General features: G+C 61.4%; 18 protein-coding genes, 4 tRNA genes and 1 pseudogene. 17 read left to right on the top strand and 6 right to left on the bottom strand.

Annotation, left to right across the window (positions count from 1 at the left end):
• Nucleotides 1-70 precede the first annotated feature (70 nt).
• The 3 genes from ACQ4WP_RS05575 to ACQ4WP_RS05565 are packed head-to-tail and all read left to right on the top strand — an operon-like array spanning nt 71 to nt 1,476.
• On the top strand, nt 71-355 hold the full coding sequence (locus ACQ4WP_RS05575; protein WP_436519050.1) for an autorepressor SdpR family transcription factor: 285 nt from the start codon (nt 71-73) through the stop codon (nt 353-355).
• Entirely contained in the window at nt 352-1,008 is a 657-nt protein-coding gene (locus ACQ4WP_RS05570; protein WP_436519049.1) for an SdpI family protein, read from the top strand. Before ACQ4WP_RS05575 ends, ACQ4WP_RS05570 begins: the two co-directional genes overlap by 4 nt.
• Nucleotides 1,009-1,020: 12 nt before the next feature.
• Nucleotides 1,021-1,476 (top strand): hypothetical protein, encoded by a 456-nt coding sequence (locus ACQ4WP_RS05565; RefSeq protein WP_436519048.1) that lies wholly within the window; start codon nt 1,021-1,023, stop codon nt 1,474-1,476.
• Nucleotides 1,477-1,533: 57 nt separating this feature from the next.
• Here ACQ4WP_RS05565 and uvrB read toward each other — a convergent pair whose 3' ends face one another.
• Nucleotides 1,534-3,621: an excinuclease ABC subunit UvrB gene (gene uvrB, locus ACQ4WP_RS05560; RefSeq protein ID WP_436519047.1), complete on the bottom strand. Its 2,088-nt coding sequence runs from the start codon at nt 3,619-3,621 to the stop codon at nt 1,534-1,536.
• Nucleotides 3,622-3,732: 111 nt separating this feature from the next.
• Here uvrB and ACQ4WP_RS05555 point away from each other — a divergent pair, with 111 nt between their 5' ends.
• The 5 genes from ACQ4WP_RS05555 (at nt 3,733) to ACQ4WP_RS05535 (ending at nt 5,979) form a co-directional block, all read left to right on the top strand.
• Entirely contained in the window at nt 3,733-4,947 is a 1,215-nt protein-coding gene (locus tag ACQ4WP_RS05555; protein WP_436519046.1) for an amino acid aminotransferase, read from the top strand.
• Between the two features lie 132 nt (nt 4,948-5,079).
• Nucleotides 5,080-5,155 (top strand) — tRNA-Asn (locus ACQ4WP_RS05550).
• Nucleotides 5,156-5,287: 132 nt separating this feature from the next.
• Nucleotides 5,288-5,363 (top strand) — tRNA-Asn (locus ACQ4WP_RS05545).
• A 123-nt stretch (nt 5,364-5,486) separates the two neighbouring features.
• Entirely contained in the window at nt 5,487-5,813 is a 327-nt protein-coding gene (locus ACQ4WP_RS05540; RefSeq protein ID WP_436519045.1) for a Dabb family protein, read from the top strand.
• Nucleotides 5,814-5,903: 90 nt separating this feature from the next.
• Nucleotides 5,904-5,979 (top strand) — tRNA-Asn (locus ACQ4WP_RS05535).
• A gap of 111 nt (nt 5,980-6,090) precedes the next feature.
• Here ACQ4WP_RS05535 and ACQ4WP_RS05530 read toward each other — a convergent pair.
• Both ACQ4WP_RS05530 and ACQ4WP_RS05525 read right to left on the bottom strand, forming a co-directional pair.
• A complete protein-coding gene (locus ACQ4WP_RS05530) occupies nt 6,091-7,062 on the bottom strand; it encodes an alpha/beta fold hydrolase (RefSeq protein WP_436519044.1) in 972 nt (323 codons plus the stop codon).
• A 132-nt stretch (nt 7,063-7,194) separates the two neighbouring features.
• Nucleotides 7,195-7,638, bottom strand: a complete 444-nt coding sequence (locus ACQ4WP_RS05525; protein WP_436519043.1) for a hypothetical protein — start codon at nt 7,636-7,638, stop codon at nt 7,195-7,197.
• Between the two features lie 345 nt (nt 7,639-7,983).
• Here ACQ4WP_RS05525 and ACQ4WP_RS05520 point away from each other — a divergent pair, with 345 nt between their 5' ends.
• The 5 genes from ACQ4WP_RS05520 to ACQ4WP_RS05500 all read left to right on the top strand — a co-directional run bounded on the left by ACQ4WP_RS05520 (nt 7,984) and on the right by ACQ4WP_RS05500 (nt 13,683).
• Nucleotides 7,984-8,643: a sugar dehydrogenase complex small subunit gene (locus tag ACQ4WP_RS05520; protein WP_436519042.1), complete on the top strand. Its 660-nt coding sequence runs from the start codon at nt 7,984-7,986 to the stop codon at nt 8,641-8,643.
• Nucleotides 8,640-10,298, top strand: coding sequence for a GMC family oxidoreductase (locus ACQ4WP_RS05515; RefSeq protein ID WP_436519041.1), 1,659 nt, complete (start codon nt 8,640-8,642; stop codon nt 10,296-10,298). The genes ACQ4WP_RS05520 and ACQ4WP_RS05515 overlap by 4 nt, the downstream gene beginning before the upstream one ends.
• Nucleotides 10,295-11,755 carry a c-type cytochrome gene (locus ACQ4WP_RS05510; protein ID WP_436519040.1) on the top strand — a complete coding sequence of 487 codons (1,461 nt, stop codon included), beginning with the start codon at nt 10,295-10,297 and terminating at the stop codon, nt 11,753-11,755. Before ACQ4WP_RS05515 ends, ACQ4WP_RS05510 begins: the two co-directional genes overlap by 4 nt.
• A gap of 144 nt (nt 11,756-11,899) precedes the next feature.
• Nucleotides 11,900-12,301 carry a GtrA family protein gene (locus tag ACQ4WP_RS05505; RefSeq protein ID WP_035820654.1) on the top strand — a complete coding sequence of 134 codons (402 nt, stop codon included), beginning with the start codon at nt 11,900-11,902 and terminating at the stop codon, nt 12,299-12,301.
• A gap of 83 nt (nt 12,302-12,384) precedes the next feature.
• On the top strand, nt 12,385-13,683 hold the full coding sequence (locus ACQ4WP_RS05500) for an NCS2 family permease (RefSeq protein WP_436519039.1): 1,299 nt from the start codon (nt 12,385-12,387) through the stop codon (nt 13,681-13,683).
• Between the two features lie 83 nt (nt 13,684-13,766).
• Here ACQ4WP_RS05500 and ACQ4WP_RS05495 read toward each other — a convergent pair whose 3' ends face one another.
• Nucleotides 13,767-14,474 carry a GntR family transcriptional regulator gene (locus ACQ4WP_RS05495; RefSeq protein WP_436519038.1) on the bottom strand — a complete coding sequence of 236 codons (708 nt, stop codon included), beginning with the start codon at nt 14,472-14,474 and terminating at the stop codon, nt 13,767-13,769.
• A 388-nt stretch (nt 14,475-14,862) separates the two neighbouring features.
• Between ACQ4WP_RS05495 and ACQ4WP_RS05490 the strand changes: the two genes are divergently transcribed.
• Nucleotides 14,863-14,938 (top strand) — tRNA-Asn (locus ACQ4WP_RS05490).
• Between the two features lie 153 nt (nt 14,939-15,091).
• Here ACQ4WP_RS05490 and ACQ4WP_RS05485 read toward each other — a convergent pair.
• Nucleotides 15,092-15,475 carry a hypothetical protein gene (locus ACQ4WP_RS05485; RefSeq protein ID WP_436519037.1) on the bottom strand — a complete coding sequence of 128 codons (384 nt, stop codon included), beginning with the start codon at nt 15,473-15,475 and terminating at the stop codon, nt 15,092-15,094.
• 337 nt (nt 15,476-15,812) lie between these two features.
• On the opposite strand from ACQ4WP_RS05485, the gene ACQ4WP_RS05480 reads away from it, so the two are divergent.
• Nucleotides 15,813-16,604: an alpha/beta fold hydrolase gene (locus ACQ4WP_RS05480; protein WP_436519036.1), complete on the top strand. Its 792-nt coding sequence runs from the start codon at nt 15,813-15,815 to the stop codon at nt 16,602-16,604.
• A 29-nt stretch (nt 16,605-16,633) separates the two neighbouring features.
• Nucleotides 16,634-16,737: pseudogene (locus ACQ4WP_RS05475) on the top strand (VOC family protein); the annotation flags it as partial.
• A 22-nt stretch (nt 16,738-16,759) separates the two neighbouring features.
• On the opposite strand, the gene ACQ4WP_RS05470 reads toward ACQ4WP_RS05475, so the two are convergent.
• Nucleotides 16,760-17,458 (bottom strand): hypothetical protein, encoded by a 699-nt coding sequence (locus ACQ4WP_RS05470; protein WP_436519035.1) that lies wholly within the window; start codon nt 17,456-17,458, stop codon nt 16,760-16,762.
• A 138-nt stretch (nt 17,459-17,596) separates the two neighbouring features.
• Between ACQ4WP_RS05470 and ACQ4WP_RS05465 the strand changes: the two genes are divergently transcribed.
• On the top strand, nt 17,597-18,436 hold the full coding sequence (locus tag ACQ4WP_RS05465) for a M15 family metallopeptidase (RefSeq protein ID WP_436519034.1): 840 nt from the start codon (nt 17,597-17,599) through the stop codon (nt 18,434-18,436).
• The last annotated feature ends 141 nt before the right edge of the window (nt 18,437-18,577 follow it).

Below are 18,577 nucleotides of genomic sequence, written 5' to 3'. Positions count from 1 at the left end.
AAAATCGCTTGACCCGTGCTGCACTTATCCTTATATTTAGATAATTATCTAATTAGATGTTTATCTTAATATGAATGCCACCAACAACGCCTTCAAGGCGATTGCCGATCCTGCGCGGCGCGAAATCCTGCGGCTGCTGCGGGCCGGAGAAATGACGGCCGGCGACCTGGCCGCCCATTTCGACACGAGCAAGCCGACCATGTCGCACCATTTTGCGGTGCTGGCGGATGCCGACCTGATCACGCGCCGGCGCGAAGGCCAGACCATCTGGTATGGCCTCAACACCACCGTGCTGCAGGATGTGCTGGCGTGGATGCTGGACCTGACCGATACCGACCACAAGGAGAGAAAATGATGAAAGCGCGCTTTATCGCCCTGAGCCTGTTGATGATCGTGACCGTCAGTGCGGCCACCCTGTATGCCTGGCCGCAGTTGCCCGAGGTGGTGGCCGTGCACTGGAATTACCGCGGCGAGGTGGACGGTTACGCGCCGCGCGCGGTGTTGTGGTTGCTGGGGCCAGGCCTGATGGCCTTCATGATGCTGCTGGCCTTGCTGCTGCCCTCGCTGTCGCCGCACCGCTTCGAGGTACAGTCGTTCGCGCCAACCTTTTACTACAGCTTCGTTGTCGTGCTGGGCCTGCTCGCGTATGTGCATGGCCTGGTGCTGGCCAGCGCGATGGGCATGGCGGTACCGATAGCGCGCGCCGTGCCGGCCGGGCTGTTGGTGATGCTGGTGCTGGCTGGCAATCCGATGGGTAAGGTGCGCCGCAATTTCTATCTCGGCATCCGCACGCCGTGGACGCTGGCCAGCGAGCGCGTCTGGTACGCCACGCACCGGCTGGCGGCCAGGCTGATGGTGGGCAGCGGTCTGCTGGGGCTGGCCGCACTTGCGCTGGGCGCCCCGGGCTGGTTGCTGCTGGTGCTGGCGATGGCCTGGGTGCCGCTGGTCATCCTGTACTCGTTGCTGCAGTACAAGCGGCTGGACAAAGACCAACTGGGAATTCACTGACAGGAGGAAACAATGTGGCGATGGACGCTGGGAACGCTGGTCTTGATGGTATGCTTGTCGGTAAGCGCCGCCACAGGTGGAGGACAGGAGGTGACTCTGGCGGTGACTGGCGGCGTATTGCACGGCAAGCTGTCGCTGCCGAAGGCGCAAGGCAAGGTGCCGGTGGTGCTGCTGCATGCCGGCTCCGGACAGGCCGACCGTCATGGCAACAGCGCCATGCTGCCGGGCCACAATGATGCGCAGTACCGGCCTTCCGTGCAGCCGTACCTGATCTCGTCGCTGACGTATCCACCGCGCGATGCGGCCGCCGCGCCGACGGCGCAGTTGCTGATCGTACCGGGCATGAACCATGTATTGAAAATGGTCAGTGGCGATTTGGCGCAGAAAATGCCGTCGTATGGCGATCCAGCGCTGCCGCCGGCGCCCGCGCTGGTCGACGCGGTGACGGCGTTCGTTCAGGAACGTTGAAAACCGGGTAGGTCGAATTGGGCGCGAAGCGCCGTCATCCGACACCATTGCTGGCGCTTACTTGCCCAGCATCGACGCCACATTGTCGGTGCCCGGCGCGCCAAACAACTGCTGCTTGAGGATGTGCAGCTGGTCGCGCACTTGCGCCGCCTTTTCGAATTCCAGGTTCTTGGCGTGGTCGAGCATCAGTTTTTCCAGGCGCTTGATTTCCTTGCTGACCTGTTTCTCGCTCATGGCTTCGAACTTCGCCGCTTCCTGCGCCACTTGCAAGGTTTCGCGCGCTTCCTGCGGGCTGTAGACGCCGTCGATCATTTCGCGGATCGATTTTTTTACGCCGATCGGGATGATGTTGTTGGCGGTATTGAAAGCGATCTGCTTGGCGCGGCGGCGTTCCGTCTCGTCGATGGCGCGGCGCATGGAATCCGTGATGCGGTCGCCGTATAAAATCGCCGTGCCGTTCAGGTTACGCGCGGCGCGGCCGATGGTCTGGATCAGGCTGCGCTCGGAGCGCAAGAAGCCTTCCTTGTCCGCGTCGAGGATGGCGACCAGCGACACTTCCGGCAAGTCCAGGCCTTCGCGCAGCAGGTTGATCCCCACCAGCACGTCGAAGGTGCCCAGGCGCAGGTCGCGCAGGATTTCCACGCGTTCCACCGTTTCGATATCGCTGTGCAGGTAGCGCACCTTGATGCCATGGTCGCCCAGGTATTCCGTCAATTGCTCCGACATGCGCTTGGTCAGGGTCGTCACCAGCACGCGCTCGTCCTTCTTGATGCGCTCGACGATTTCCGACATCAGGTCGTCCACCTGGCTGCTGGCGGGGCGCACGATGATCTGCGGGTCGACCAGACCCGTGGGGCGCACCACCTGTTCGACCACCTGGTCCGAATGGGTCCTTTCGTAGTCGCCCGGGGTGGCCGAGACGAACACGGTCTGGCGCATCTTTTGCTCGAATTCCTCGAATTTCAAAGGCCGGTTATCGAGTGCCGACGGCAGGCGGAAGCCGTAGTCGACCAGGTTCGTCTTGCGCGAGCGGTCGCCGTTGTACATGGCACTCAGCTGGCCCGTCAGCACGTGCGACTCGTCGAGGAACATCAAGGCGTCGGGCGGCAGGTAGTCGACCAGGGTGGGCGGCGGTTCGCCCGGCAGCGCGCCGGACAGGTGGCGCGAATAGTTCTCGATGCCCTTGGTGAAACCGATTTCGGCCATCATTTCCAGGTCGAAGCGCGTGCGCTGTTCCAGACGCTGTTCCTCGATCAGCTTGTTTTCCTTGCGGAAGAACTCCAGACGCTCGCGCAGCTCGTCCTTGATGGTTTCCACGGCGCGCAGCACGGTGGAGCGGGGCGTCACGTAGTGCGAACCCGGGTACACGGTGAAGCGGGGGATTTTTTGCCGCACGCGGCCCGTCAGCGGGTCGAACAGCTGGATCGATTCGATCTCGTCGTCGAACATTTCCAGGCGCACGGCCAGTTCCGCATGCTCGGCGGGGAAGATGTCGATGGTATCGCCGCGCACGCGGAAAGTGCCGCGGCCGAAGTCGACCTCGTTGCGCGTGTACTGCATCTGGATCAGGCGCGCGATGACGTCGCGCTGGCTGACCCTGTCTTTTACGCGCAACGTCAAAATCATCTGGTGGTATTCGTTCGGATTGCCGATACCGTAGATAGCCGAGACGGTGGCGACGATGATGACGTCGCGCCGCTCCATCAGCGACTTGGTGCACGACAGGCGCATCTGCTCGATATGCTCGTTGATCGACGAGTCCTTTTCGATGAACAGGTCGCGCTGCGGCACGTAGGCTTCCGGCTGGTAGTAATCGTAGTAGCTGACGAAGTATTCGACGGCATTTTGCGGGAAAAAGTCGCGGAACTCGCTGTACAGCTGCGCCGCCAGCGTCTTGTTGGGCGCAAAGACGATGGCGGGCCGGCCCATGCGCGCGATGACGTTGGCCATGGTGTAGGTCTTGCCGGAACCGGTTACGCCCAGCAGGGTCTGGAAGGCCAGGCCATCGGCGATGCCCTCGGATAACTGGGCGATCGCCGCCGGCTGATCGCCGGCCGGAGAGAAGGGCTGATGCAGCTTGAAAGGGGAATCCGGGAAAGAGATAATTGCGCTTTCCGCCTCGCTGGCGGTAGATAATTCGGGCATGTGAATCAGACCTTTGTTAGAATAGTGCTCTGCTGGCGGCCCTGGCGTTGTATTCGGGGCGCTGTCTACAACTCCGCTGTGAACCTGCTTCCAATCGAATCCAATCTTATCATGACGAACCCAACTGTTTCTGCCAGTCTGTTTAGCGCCATCGAGATGGCCCCACGCGACCCGATCCTGGGCATCACCGAAGCATTTAACGCGGACCAGAATCCCGCCAAAATCAATCTGGGCGTTGGCGTCTATTATGACGACAACGGTAAAGTGCCTCTGTTAGCTTGCGTACGCAAGGCAGAAGCCATCCTGATAGAGCAGGCCTCGCCACGCACCTATCTGCCGATCGAAGGCCTGGCTGCCTACGACAAGGCGGTGCAAGAACTCGTATTTGGCGCCGATAGCGCGGTTATTCAAGAGCGCCGTGCCATCACTGTGCAAGCCATCGGCGGCACGGGCGCATTGAAGATCGGTGCCGACTTCCTGCAGCGCTTCGCGCCGGATTCCCAGGTCTACATCAGTGACCCGAGCTGGGAAAACCATCGCGCGCTGTTCGAGAACGCCGGTTTCGTTGTGAATAACTACACGTACTACGATGCCGCCACCCATGGCGTGAATTTCGACGGCATGCTGGCCAGCCTGAACGCCATGCCAGCCGGCTCCATCGTCGTGCTGCACGCCTGCTGCCACAATCCGACCGGCGCCGACCTGAGCGTGGCCCAGTGGGACCAGATCATCAGCGTGGTCACGTCGCGCGGCCTGGTACCGTTCCTGGACATGGCTTACCAGGGTTTTGCCAACGGCATCACCGAAGATGGCGCCGTGGTGCGCCGCTTTGCCGACGCGGGCGGCCCGCTGCTGGTGTCGAACTCGTTCTCGAAATCGTTCTCGCTGTACGGCGAGCGCGTGGGCGCCCTGAGCGTCGTCGCCGCCAGCGCCGATGAGGCGGCCCGTTTGCTGTCGCAGCTGAAGCGCGTCGTGCGCACCAACTACTCGAACCCGCCTACGCATGGCGGCAAGGTGGTCGCCACCGTCCTGGCCACGCCGGAACTGCGCCAGCTGTGGGAAGAGGAACTGGCCGGCATGCGCGTGCGCATCCGTGAAATGCGCAATGCCTTCGTGGAAAAACTGAAGGCCAAGGCACCAGGCCACGACTTCGAATTCGTGCGCCAGCAAATCGGCATGTTCTCGTACTCGGGCCTGACCAAGGAGCAAGTGGCGACCCTGCGCGAGCAATCGATCTACGCCGTCGACACGGGCCGTATCTGCGTGGCAGCGTTGAATTCGCGCAATATCGACATCGTTATTGACGCGATCGCCAAAGTGCTTTAAGATATTGCTTCTTCGGCGCTGCATGCAAGTGTGGTGCTGATGGCAGTGGAAAGTCGGCGATGGCCGTGTTTGTCGAGATGCAGCATCAAGTCTTGCAAATGCGAAACAAGCGACATATAATATTGCCTCTTTTCCCTGATAGCTCAGTTGGTAGAGCGACGGACTGTTAATCCGCAGGTCCCTGGTTCGAGTCCAGGTCGGGGAGCCAGAATTCGAAAGGCCACGTTGAAAAACGTGGCCTTTTTTGTTTTTCGCCACAGGCGCGAGTGGTGGCAAAAGTAGAATTTCCCTATGGGAATCTGGACAACTGAATAGTTGCCCTATATAATACGGCCTCTTTTCCCTGATAGCTCAGTTGGTAGAGCGACGGACTGTTAATCCGCAGGTCCCTGGTTCGAGTCCAGGTCGGGGAGCCAGAATTCGGAAGGCCATGTTGAAAAACATGGCCTTTTTTGTTTTCCGCCGCAGCCAGCAGGGCTTGCCTGTGCGTGATCGCGTTTTGCGCTATGCTGAATGCATCACTTCAGGAGCACCTTCCCATGACTTGTACCTCCGCCTTGCGCCACATCGTCCTGTGCGACTTTCTCGATGGCATCACGTCTGCCAAACATGCCGAACTCGTGTATGAGTTTTCCCAGCTCAAGCAGCGCATTCCCGGCGTGCGGCAATTTGAATGGGGGCCGAATGTCAGCCCGGAAGGCCTCGATGATGGCTTTACCGATTGCTTTACCCTGACCTTCGACGATGCCGGCGCGCGCGACGTGTATCTGACCCATCCTGCCCACCTGGCCTTTGTCGAGCAGCTCAAACCATGGCTGGGCCGCGTGCTGGTATTTGATTACTACCCGCAAGAGCAGCCCGGCTGACCGTCGGGCAAGGTGAAGCAGGAAAAATACACCTTTTTCAGGCGGAAATATGGACATCGCAAAATTTACCCTATAGAATGCGGCCTCTTTTCCCTGATAGCTCAGTTGGTAGAGCGACGGACTGTTAATCCGCAGGTCCCTGGTTCGAGTCCAGGTCGGGGAGCCAGAACATGTAGTCGCAAAAAGCCCAGCCTTTACCGGTTGGGCTTTTTGCGTTTCAGGGGAAATTTTTTGTCTATCTCTGCCCAAAACGGCAGTCTTTCGGCGCCAGGCCTTCTTACTTGCTCGGTTGAACCATCTCCAGCGCCTTGATGATGGCTTCTTGAAATTTCTCTGGTTCATCCTGATGAATTTGATGCCCGGAATGTTCAAAGAAAAATAGCCTCTTCTCTGGCGCCTTCAAGGTCTCAAAATACGCTTGCGTGATCCTGGTCGAGGTCTGGATATCGTTTTTTCCGACGAAGAAATACACGGGGCAGTCAACGCTTTTCAAGGTCTTGGGCAGATCAATGTTCATGACCTCATTCCAGACTGGTGACCAGGTCTTTGACCATTGAAGAAAGGCCTTCTTGAAACCCTCGCTCGTTGCGAATTCCTTGCCATCCTTGTAAAAAAGCCATTTTCTTAAATAAAACATGCTTTCGTCACTTGTAAACGGGAAACTGATGCTGTCCAGTTCCCGGCTGGCGAGGGCATTGTCCTTGAAATGCACTTTCAAAGTTTTCAGCAATTCTTTCTCGCTGTCCAGCTGGCTCACGACAGGATTGGACGCAAAATAAGCATGCAGCAGTTCCGGGTGATTCTTGACGATATAAAAGCCCAGGACGTTGCCCCAGGAACTGCCCAGCAAGTATATCTTTTCCTGCTTTAACTCTTTGCGCAGAAATTGTATGACTTGATACGTATCCTTCTCCATCTGCCCAACGGACGGCTGCGTGGGGGAGGGATTCAGTTTCAATGTTTTTCCCGCGTCCCGCTGGTCCCATTGCACCAGCGTGTATCTGCTTTTCAGGCTATTCGTAAAGGCATCCGCGCCCTTGATCATGGAGCTTCCCGGGCCGCCGGATAAAAACAGCAGGACGGGTTTGCTCGCGTCGTCTGTCTTGATTTCCAGTACCTGCTGTATGCCTCCAATATCGGGTGTCAGGGTGGTGGTGACTTCAGCGGAGACAGGTTTCGTTTCTGCCATGGTTTGCGCTTGGCATCCGTAGAAGGGAATCAGGGCTGCAAAGAGAATTGCCAAGGTCATTTTTTTTATCATGGTATGGGGTCAGTTTCAGGTTGCTTGCAAGGGTGCCGCATTGCACGCGTGCATTGCGCGCCGCAGTTGTACAGCTATCTATCGCATGGTCTCTAGCGGGTACGTCGATATGCCTCCTTGTCAGAAAGCTGGTTTCATAGAAATTGGCCTTGCCCGGCATGCAGCCGCAGCGCTTCCAGCGCCAGTCATGGTCATAGGCGCCCGTATTGCAATGGCTGATCCACTCGTCAAATGCGAGCCAGTTGTTCCTGCACCTCGTTTTCCCAGCGCAGGCGAAAGCCCAGCCGCTGGTACAGTGCGCGCGCGGCAGTGTTGCTTTTGTTGACGACAAGGTGGATATGCCATTGCGCCGCGCAGCACGGCGCTGCCGGCGCCCTGGCTTTGCATGCTGCGCTGCATGGTGATCAGCTGTTCGATGACGGCTGGGTCGGCCGGCACCTGGCGCAGGTCGTCGCGCGTGGCGCTGTACAGCGTTGCGGCGAAGCCATCGTCATCGTTGCGCTGTACGCGCAACCGATAGGGGGCGGGCAAGCTGGCGAGGGCGGAAAGCGGCAAGGCGTGCATCGGTGCTCCGGTAGGTTGTTGCGGATGGCGGCGGATGGTGGCTGTTGGTTGCAAATAAGCAGGCGTCTATTTGTTTGCTATGCTGCCAAGTTTTCTGCGTACTTGCAATCATTTCAAGGGAGCCGCAGGCATTCTGTCTTTATCCCGCGCCGCCATGACGCCTGCGCGAAACGCAGGGTTCCATGCAGAATCAAGGCAACAATCAAAGACTAATTCCCAGTAGTAATACTCCATTGGCAAACAATTTATTTATGTAGGATAATATGGAACCGGTTCCATTTATGCGTAAATGCAATGTAGCGCAATCATCGAAGTCAATAAAACAACAAGTCTTGCGGGAGTCTCATGAACCATCCAGGCAGCGAACCATCTGCACCATCCGTTTCATCCCTTCCCCGCATCAGCCGCCGCCATGCCCTGATCGGCCTGGCCGCCTTGCTGGCGCAGGCCGGTTTCTGGAGCAATCCCCTGTCCGCCGCCATGCAGTCTCCGGCCAGCGCTCCGGCTACCGGCCTGGCACCGGCCACCATGCTGTTCTACACCTTGTCGCAAACGATCACGGGCCACCGCGATTTGTCCGCCGCGACGGCGGCGCGCATCGAGCAAGCCATGCGCACGAACGTGCCCGGCTTTGCCGACCGCTTGCCACGGCTGGGCGCGCTGCTTGTCACGGGCCAGGAAGCCCGTGCCCTGCTGGCGGCCGCCACCGCTGCCGATGCCAGCTTGCGTGAACTGGCGCTGGCCATCGTCGCCGCCTGGTACACGGGCACCGTGGCCGGCAACCCAGCGCAGGGCACAAAGTCCATCGTCGTCGCTTATGCGGAAGCGTTGATGTACCGCACGGTGGCCGATGGCCAAGTCGTGCCCACGTATTGTAACTATGGCCCCCTGTGGTGGCTGAAGGCGCCGCCGGCCGTGCGCGTTTCCGCGCCCGTGGCGCCGAAACCCGTAGCGGCCCCGGCCACCACCGGCACTCCCGAACCGAAAGGCAAGCAAGCAAAATGAAATCACCCCAATTCAAGAGTAATGGCGACGTCGTCGCCGATGTCGTCATCGTTGGCACGGGTGTCGTGGGCGCCATGATGGCCGACCAGCTGGCCGCCCAAGGCCATTCCGTGATCATGCTGGAAGCGGGCCTGCGCATCGAGCGGGGGCAAGCCGTGGAAAACTGGCGCAACATGCCGTTCGAAAACCGCGTCGGCTCGGACTTCCAGGGCCTGTATCCACAGGCGGACAATGCGCCCGCACCCCTGTATTTTCCAAAAAACAACTATGTGGAATTGTCCGGCCCCAGCGGTAGCAGTTTCCAGCAGGGCTATCTGCGCACGGTGGGCGGCACTACCTGGCACTGGGCCGCGTCGTGCTGGCGCCATTTGCCGACCGACATGCGCATGAAAAGCGATTACGGGGTAGGGCGCGACTGGGCCATTTCCTACGATGAACTGGAACCGTACTATTGCCGCGCCGAGCAGGAAATGGGCGTGGCCGGCCCCAACGATCCCGCCTTGCAGTCGCCCAGCGAGCGCAGCGCGCCGTATCCGATGGACATGGTGCCCTGGGGCTATGGCGACAAGCGTTTCGCCGAAGTGGTCAACCCGCACGGCTACCGCTCCGTACCGATTCCGCAAGGGCGCTCGACGCGTCCATGGCAGGGCCGTCCCACCTGCTGCGGCAATAATAACTGCCAGCCGATCTGCCCCATCGGCGCCATGTACAACGGCATCCACCATGTGGAGCGGGCCGAGCTGAAAGGCGCGGGCGTACTGGCCGAGGCTGTCGTCTACCGCATCGATACGGACCAGAACAACCGCGTGACGGCCGTACATTGGTATGACGCCAAGAAACAGTCGCATATGGCGACGGGCAAGGCCTTCGTGATTGCCTGCAACGGCATCGAGACGCCGCGCCTTTTACTCCTGGCGGCCAACCAGAACAATCCGAACGGCATCGCCAACAGTTCCGACCAGGTGGGCCGCAACATGATGGACCATTCCGGTTTCCACTGTACTTTCCTCGCCAATGAACCGATCTGGACGGGCCGTGGTCCCGCGCAGAGCAGCTGCCTGGTGGGCCCGCGCGACGGCGCCTTCCGGTCGCAGTATTCGGCCAACAAGATGATCTTGAACAATATCACCCGGGTGGGACCGGCTACCCAGCAGTCGCTCAAGCTGGGCCTGGTGGGCAAGGACCTCGACGATGAAATCCGCCGCCGCGCCGCGTTTGGCGTGGATCTGTCGATCAGCCTGGAACCGCTGCCCGAAGCGCATAACCGTTTAACCTTGAGCAAGACGCGCAAGGACCCGCTGGGCCTGGCTTGCCCCGACATTTATTATGACGTGGGCGATTACGTGCGCAATGGCGCGAAGGCCGCGCACGCGCAGCTCGAACACATCGGCAAGCTGTTCAGCGCCGTGGAATTCAATATCACCAGCAGCCTGAACGCCAATAACCACATCATGGGCGGCGTCATCATGGGATCGAACCGCGCCGATTCCGTGGTCGATGGCAATTGCCGCGCCCACGATCACGCCAACCTGTGGCTGCCGGGCGGCGGCGCCATGCCGTCGGCCAGCGTGGTCAACACCACCCTCAGCATGGCTGCGCTCGGTTTGCGCGCGGCCGACGACATTGCCCGTACCCTGGCAAGGGAGGCAGCATGATGCGCCGTTTCTTGCTTGGCCTGGCGCTGGCGGTCGGCTTGCCCCTGGCCGCGCACGCTGTGGCAGCGGTGCCACCCCTCACCCTGACACCGGACCGCCCGGCCGCGCCTGCCGCCGGCAGTCCCGATGCGCGCCTGGAGCGGGGCCGCTACCTGGCCATCGCGGCCGACTGCATGGCGTGCCATACGGCGGCCGGCGGCAAGCCGTACGCGGGCGGCTATGCCATCGACTCGCCGCTGGGCACGATTTATGCCACGAATATCACGCCGTCGAAAAAAGGCGGCATCGGCCACTACACGGAAAGCGACTTTGCGCGCGCGCTGCGCGAAGGCGTGCGCGCCGATGGCAGCCATCTGTATCCGGCCATGCCCTACACCAGCTATGCGCAGCTGACGGATGCGGACGTGGGCGATCTGTATTACTACTTCATGCAGGCCGTCAAACCTGTCGATGAGCCGGCACGCCAGACGGCCCTGCCATTCCCGTTCAATATGCGCCTGTCCATGCTGGGCTGGAATACCTTGTTCCTCGACAATAAACGCTTTGTGCCAGATCCGGGCAAGAGCGCGCAGATCAACCGCGGTGCCTACCTGGCCGAAGGCCTGGCGCATTGCAGCGCCTGCCACACGCCGCGCAATATGCTGATGGCCGAAGTGGGCAGCCAGACGCTGGCCGGTGCGTCGCTCGGTTCCTGGCACGCGCCGAACATCACGTCCGACAAGGTCAGCGGTATCGGCGCCTGGACGGATGCAGAAATCGCCACCTACCTGAAGACGGGCCACGTGGAAGGCAAGGGACAGGCGGCGGGTGGCATGGCCGAAGCCATCCAGAACAGCCTGCAATTCCTGCGTGACGACGACGTGGCAGCCATCGTCGCCTGGCTGCGCACGGTGCCGGCCGTGCGCGCGCCGGGGCAGACCAAGGCCGCGTTCAGCCACGGCAGCGCCGCCAGCGAAGAGCCGCTGCTGCGTGGCATGGCCAGTTCCACCGAGCACCACTCCCTGAATAGCGGCGCCGTCTTGTTTTCCGGCTATTGCGCCAGTTGCCATTCGGCCAGCGGCGCGGGCAGCACGGGCCAGGCGTATCCGGCCCTGTTTAACAACACGGCGACGGGCGGCAGCACGCCGGCCAATCTGGTCTCGGCCATTTTGTTCGGCGTCGAGCGCAAGATCGAAGGGGAAGAGCACGAAGCCTTCATGCCCCGTTTCGACCAGCGTTCCTACGTGCAGCCATTGACGGACGAGCAGATCGCCGCTATCGCCAATTATGTCTTGAAACAGTATGGCAACCCGGACGTGTCCGCCACGCCCGCCTACGTGGCGCAGGCGCGCAGCGGCGGCGAGAAGCCCGTGCTGGCACGCATGCAGCCCTTCATGCTGCCTGGCGGCATCGTGGGAATCTTGCTGCTGATCGCCCTGTTGGTGTGGCTGCGACGGCGCCGCCAGCGCAACGCTTGAGCGCCGCAATCGCAGAGAAACGGCGGAGAATATGAACGTTGGGCGCAACTTGCAGTAAAATGCAGGCTGAAAAATGGTTACGAGCAATCGTAGCCATTTTTTATTCTGGCCCGATCCTGTTTTCGTCTTACTTGAAAATTGACAATGTCCCATTCCCTGCATCACCAATTTTTACGTTTCGCCGCCGTCGGCGCTTCCGGCACGGCCGTGCAATACAGCGTGCTGTGGGGCGGCGTGGAATGGGCCGGCATCAGTGCCGCCGCCGCCTCCGGCATCGGCTACATCCTCGGTTCCGTCGTCAACTACCTCCTCAATTACTTTTTCACGTTTAAAAGCGACAAGGGGCATGGCGAGGCGGCCAGCAAGTATTTCACCTTGCTGGGCATAGGCTGGTGCATCAATACGGGCCTGATGTGGCTGCTGGTACACCAGCTGGGCTGGTATTACTGGCTGGCGCAGGTGCTGGCCACCGGCATCGGGCTGGTCTGGAATTTCGCGGGCAGCCGCTGGTGGGCCTTCAAGCCAGCCGGCGCGCCGACCAAGTAAGCAAGTAAATAGTTGCTGCAAGAAAAAAAGATGCGCATAGTCCAAGACCAGGCGCGCGGTTTTACCAAAACAAGGGGTTAATCATGCAGTTCCTGGAACGCTATTTCAAACTGAAGGACAACGGAACCAATGTGCGCACGGAGCTGCTGGCCGGCCTGACCACGTTCCTGACGATGGCCTACATCATCTTCGTCAACCCCTCCATCCTTGGCGACGCGGGCATGCCGAAAGACTCCGTTTTTGTTGCCACCTGCCTGGCGGCCGCCATCGGCACCTTGATCATGGGCCTGTACGCGAATTATCCGATCGCGCTGGCGCCGGGCATGGGCTTGAACGCGTATTTCTCGTACACGGTGGTCAAGGGCATGGGCATGAGCTGGGAAGTGGCGCTGGGCGCCGTCTTCATTTCCGGCTGCCTGTTCATCCTGGTCAGCCTGTTCAAGGTGCGCGAGATGATCATCAACAGCATCCCGCCCGCGCTGCGAACGGCGATTACTGTCGGTATCGGCCTGTTCCTGGCGATCATTTCCCTGAAAAGCGCCGGCGTGGTGGTGTCGAATCCGGCCACCATCATCGCGCTGGGTGACTTGCACCAGGCGGCGCCCATCCTGGCCATTCTCGGTTTCTTCATCATCGTCGCGCTCGACCGCCTGAAGGTGCCGGGCGCCATCCTGATCGGCATTCTGACCATCACCGTCGCCAGCTTCTTCTTTGGCGGCAACCAGTTCAACGGCATCGTTTCGGTGCCGCCCGCCATCGAACCGACCTTGTTCAAGCTCGACATCATGGGTGCGCTGTCGATCGGCATCGTCAACGTGGTGCTGGTATTTTTCCTGGTGGAACTGTTCGATGCGACTGGCACCCTGATGGGCGTGGCCAACCGTGCCGGCTTGTTGAAAGACGGCAAGATGGAACGCATGAACAAGGCCTTGCTGGCTGACAGCACGGCGATTGCCGCCGGCGCCTGCCTGGGCACGTCCAGCACCACGGCCTTCGTGGAAAGCGCGGCCGGCGTGCAAGCCGGTGGCCGCACGGGCTTGACGGCGGTGGCCGTCGCGCTGCTGTTCCTGGGCAGCCTGTTTTTCGCTCCGCTGGCGCATACGGTGCCGCCGTACGCGACGGCGCCCGCGCTGCTGTACGTGGCGTGTTTGATGCTGCGCGAACTGACCTATATCGACTGGGACGACAGCACGGAAAGCATTCCGGCCGCCATCACGGCGCTGATGATGCCATTCACGTATTCGGTGGCCAGCGGCGTGGCGTTCGGCTTCATCACTTATGCGGTATTGAAACTGTTGACGGGCAAGGGCAAGCAAGTGTCGGTGGTGGCCTACATCATCGCCGCCATCTTCCTGTTCAAGTTTATCTATCTGGGCGAATAGCGGGTTTGCCGGCAAGCAGTTGCCGTCGCAATGACAAGGCCGCCCGGGCAATCAGCAGGGGCGGCCTTTTTTGATGGTGTCGCTTACATCAGCAGCGCGGCCACCAGGTCTTTCTTGGCGTCGCCGGCGCTGCCGTCGAAGCGCAAAGCCGCTTCCACGTGCGCCAGGTGCTCGACCATCAGGCGCGCCGCCAGGTCGGCGTCGCCGCTGCGCGCGGCCTCGAGAAAGCGGCCGTGTTCGTCGCACGAGCAGGCGGCGGCGTGGCCGGACTGGTACAGCATGGTGATCAGCGAGCTGCGGCCCACCAGTTCGCGCACGATGTCGCGCAGGACGGCGTTGCCGGCGATGTCGGCCAGCAAGACGTGGAAGTCGCCCAGCAGTTGCGAGCGCAGCGGCGTCGCTTGTGCCAGCGCCAGGCGCTCCGCTTTCAGGTGCCGCTCCAGCATCCTGTAGTCGGCGGGCCTGGCCCGCGCGACGAATTCGCGCGCCAAGGCCGCCTCGATGATGCGCCGCGCGGCGAAGATGTCGCGCGCTTCCGCTTCGGTCGGCTGGCTGACGAAGGCGCCCTTGTCGGGCACCATGCGGATCAGCTTGTCTTTGGACAGGATCAGCAGGGCGGCGCGGAACTTGGTGCGGCTGACGCCATACAGCCGGCACAGCGCTTCTTCGCGCAGCCGTGTGCCGGGAGGTAATTGGCGCGCCACGATGGCTGCCGCCATATGCTCGGCAATTTCTGCCGAGCTGTCGCCGCTGCCGGGCTTGTCCACCAGGGGTGCGCTTGATTCTGTCATGTCGGGCGAGAGCAGTAAACCAAGGGCAAGGTGAACCTTGCAAGCGCATGTCCGCGCGGCGGCGTGGTTGACGCCCCGCTGCCGGCATGCCGTTGTGTGCCTTCCGTATCGGGAAAGCCTGGCTATTCTACTATCTTGCGTGGCGCCGCGCAGACGGACGCGGCTGCAGCCCGCAGGCTTGCTCCGGTTGGCGTCAGCGCCCCGTCCGGCCGATGCGCGCCATGTTAGGGCAGCGGCCATTTAGCGCCTGTGCACATGGCGAAGGCGCGCCGCAGTACTTATGCGCTCGCGTGCCAACGAGGCAAGCAGTGGCAGGCAGCTTGTTTTTGCTGGCCATGCAGCAACAACTGGACATGAGAAATTTTGACGTATATAATTCGGCCTCCTTTCCCTGATAGCTCAGTTGGTAGAGCGACGGACTGTTAATCCGCAGGTCCCTGGTTCGAGTCCAGGTCGGGGAGCCAGAACAAGCAGCAGCAAAGGGCCACGTGGCAACACGTGGCCCTTTTGTTATGCGCGCACGGTTTCCCATCCGCGCTTGGCCATCCCTTCAGTGCCTTAGCGACATGCGTGATGCCGGCCCGCTGGTGGCTGGGACACGCGCAGTGTTTCCCGGATCAGGGATCCACAAATACGTCGAAACGCACCTTGAGCGGGCTGCCCCACGAGATATCCACCCAGGCACGGAAGCCGCCGTTGTACGGTGCGATGTTGTACACGGCCATGCGGGCTGAACCGATAAAACGGTCCTGGGGAGTCGCGCCATACTCGCTGATGTTGAGCAATACGCGCGAATTGGCTTTCACGTTGGCATTGGCGAAGTTGACCGAAGGATGCACGCCATTGGCGGTCCACGTGTAATAGGTGGTGAAGGCGGCGGCGCTCAGGTTCAAGTCTTGTGCTGCAGCGCCTTTTGCGCTTTTGCCTTCCTGCTCCATCGGCGCATCGGTTTCTTCCAGTGCCAGGTTGCTGCCGGTACGATGTTCTACTTTCATTTCCATGATGTACTCCTGATCGATAGTTTGGACACCGCGCCTGACGTCGTGCGGCAAGACGCCCTATCTTTTGCCGTGACGTCCAGTGTCACGTCCTGGCTGATAAGGTAGCCGCCTGCTCCATGCTGTTGGAGTAAGCCATTCTAGGCAAATGCACGGGAAAAAAGCGCGCAGGGCCAGCGGAAAAACAGCGCTCATTTGTGCTGGCGCAAACACCTTGCAGGCAAGTGGCAAGCTCTTTTCCCGCAGGCTATTTTTATGGGGCGCTACGCATGCCGCGCAGGACAATGGCACAATAGGCCCAGCCGACCTGTCGATGCGCAACCCGTTGCGAGCCTAGCCCATGCCGATACTGAACCTGAGTGCCGAAACCGATATCTATTACGAACTGATCGAAGGCGACCCCGCCAAGCCCTGCCTGGTATTCCTGCACGAGGGGCTCGGCTGCTGTGCGATGTGGAAAGATTTTCCCGTGCAGCTATGCCAGGCGACGGGGTGCCGCGGCTTGCTGTATGACCGCCACGGCTATGGGCAGTCGTCTCCGCTGGCGGCGCGCCGCCAACTCCATTATTTGCACGACTACGCGCTGTGCGAGTTGCCGCAAGTGCTAGCCGCACTGCTGCCGGGGCAGGACCATTTTCTCATCGGCCACTCGGATGGCGGCAGCATCGCCCTCATTTATGCGGCGCAGCAGCCGCCGCGCTTACGCGGCATCATCACCGAAGCGGCGCACGTGTTTGTTGAGGGCATCACGCTCGATGGCATCCGTGTGGCGGACGCGGCGTTTAGCGCGGGCAAGCTGCGCGCGCTGGCGAAATACCATGGTGACAAGACGGAAACCATCTTCAAGGCCTGGTCGGATACCTGGCTCAGCTATGGATTCCAGTTCTGGAACATCGAATACCTGCTGCCTTCCGTCGAATGCCCGGCGCTGGTGCTGCAGGGCAGCGAGGACCAGTACGGCAGCGCGGCCCAGGTCGATACCATCGTGGCGCAGGCGCTCAATGCGGTGCCTGCCATTGTCGAGCAGTGCGGCCATACACCGCACCAGGAGCAGCCGCAGGCCTTGCTGGCGCTGATGGAAGGCTTTTTGCAAGGCCGCATGGAGGCGGCCACTCACCCGAGAAACACATGATAGACCACCTGGCGGCGCTGGGGATTGCCATCGAGGAAGGACCGGTGGTCCGCACGGGCGCCACCGGTCCATCCGTTCCGTCTACCTGCGTGACCCGGACCGCAACCTGATCGAAGTGTCCGAACGCGCCTGACGTTCCATCCGATGCGTCGGCCTCAATGGCAGGCGGGATCGCTGTCCCAGCGGCCCGAACAGATGCGCGAACGGCATAGCATGCCTTCGATCATGCCCAACTGCTTGCAGCGCCGCAAGAGCTCCGCCGTTTCCTGTTCCTGCTGGCGCAGCACCACGTCGCGCACGGGCTTTGCTGTGCCTTCCTGCCGGTGCGCATGGGCCACCATCGCCGTCAGCAAGGCGACGTCGCTATCGCCGGGCGCGGTAGCGGGCCTCGACTCCTGCGGGCGCGCAGCGGCCTGGCGCGCGGGCGGCGGCGTCTTGCGCGGCACGCCCGCGCTTGCCGTCGTGGCTGTGGCCGCGGGCAAGGGCGGCCCTGCTGTATTGACGATGGTGGCCGCTTGCGCGGCCTGCGGGGGCACTGCTGGCGCGGGAGGCACTGCCAGTGCGGGCGGCGCCGTGGCCACGGCCGTGGCGGGTGCCGGCGGCAGGGGCAGCGGCACGATGGTCGTGTCATAGGCGAGCATGGCCGTGATCAGCACTGCCAGGCATAGCGCGCCAGCGGCCCAGTGCCGCCCGCCGGGGCGCCAGCGCAGGGCCGGCATGGCTACGGGCGCGGCGACGCCGTGTTCAAGCTGCGACAGGATGCCCTTGCTTTCGATTGGCATGCCAGCCGCGCCGGCCTTGCTCAGCAGGTTCGGACCGCGCGCCTGGCCATCTCCGTTTTTCAATACAGACAAAATATCACCTCCGCAGTGGATCAAACTCGACTGACCTTGATGTAAACCGCGCTCATGCGGGCCGCGCACGCCTACGATCTAGCGATACCGCCGGGAAATTGCTGTCCGGCCCAGACTATCCCTGTCACGGAGCGCCCCATGTTCGTCGCCCTGGTCCTGATGTATTTCCTGCTCGCCTGTTTTGCCTGCTGGCTGCTGCTGTTTCCCGGCGGCCGCGCCATCGTGCTGCACACGCTCGTCAACCTGGGCTGGCGCATGCAGCGGCGCGCGCAGCACCTGAAGGGCGGCAGCGGCGCGCAGTGGCAGCGCGTGCAGCAGCGCGCGGGTTCGGGCATGGCGCGCACCTGGCAGCTGCTGTGGCGGCATCGTTGGCTGAGCCTGGCAGGCAGCGTGCTGGTCATCGTGCCGCCGCTGCTGGCCTGGCTGTCCAGTGATCGCATCGCCCTGCGCGGCTATGCCGACCGGCAACACGTCATCAATGACCAGGTCAGCGACTTGCTGAAAGGCGAGCAGCTGGTGCCGCCGCCGACCTTGCCGCCGCTGCTGTTTTCCACGGCGGAAGTGACGCAGCTGCGCCCGCTGCTGGGCGGCGCCAGCCGCAACTGGCAATTGCTCGACCACGACTACGCGCAGCGCCTGCTGCTGGTCTTCAAGATCATGAAGGACGTGCATGGTTACGACATGGTCTTGCTGGAAGGCTACCGCAGTCCCGCGCGCCAGGAGCAACTGGCGGCGGCCGGCCCGAACGTGACGAACGCCAGGGCGTTTCAAAGCTATCACCAGTATGGCCTGGCCGCCGATTGCGCATTCATGCATGAAGGAAAACTCATCATTTCTGAAAAAAATGCCTGGGCCATGCGCGGCTACCGTTTATATGGCGTGACGGCTGAGTCGGTGGGCCTGCGCTGGGGCGGGCGCTGGACCATGATGGATTTTGGCCACACGGAATTGCCGCAACCGCGCGTGCTGGGCAAGTAGGCCGCGCCAGCCATTCTAGCGCCGCGTCGCGGCCTGATTTTCACAGCGGCAAGCTTGCTTGCGCAGCGTCAATGGCATACCAGCGCCTGCCGCGCGCTGGCGCCTGGTACTTGTCATATGTCAACAAAGGCGCGCCGCAAT

Origin of the sequence: Janthinobacterium lyxosi (assembly GCF_051380665.1) — a bacterium.
GTDB lineage: Bacteria > Pseudomonadota > Gammaproteobacteria > Burkholderiales > Burkholderiaceae_D > Janthinobacterium.
The sequence above is the reverse complement of the archived record's forward strand: the minus strand, read 5'-3'. Positions and strand labels throughout refer to the sequence as shown.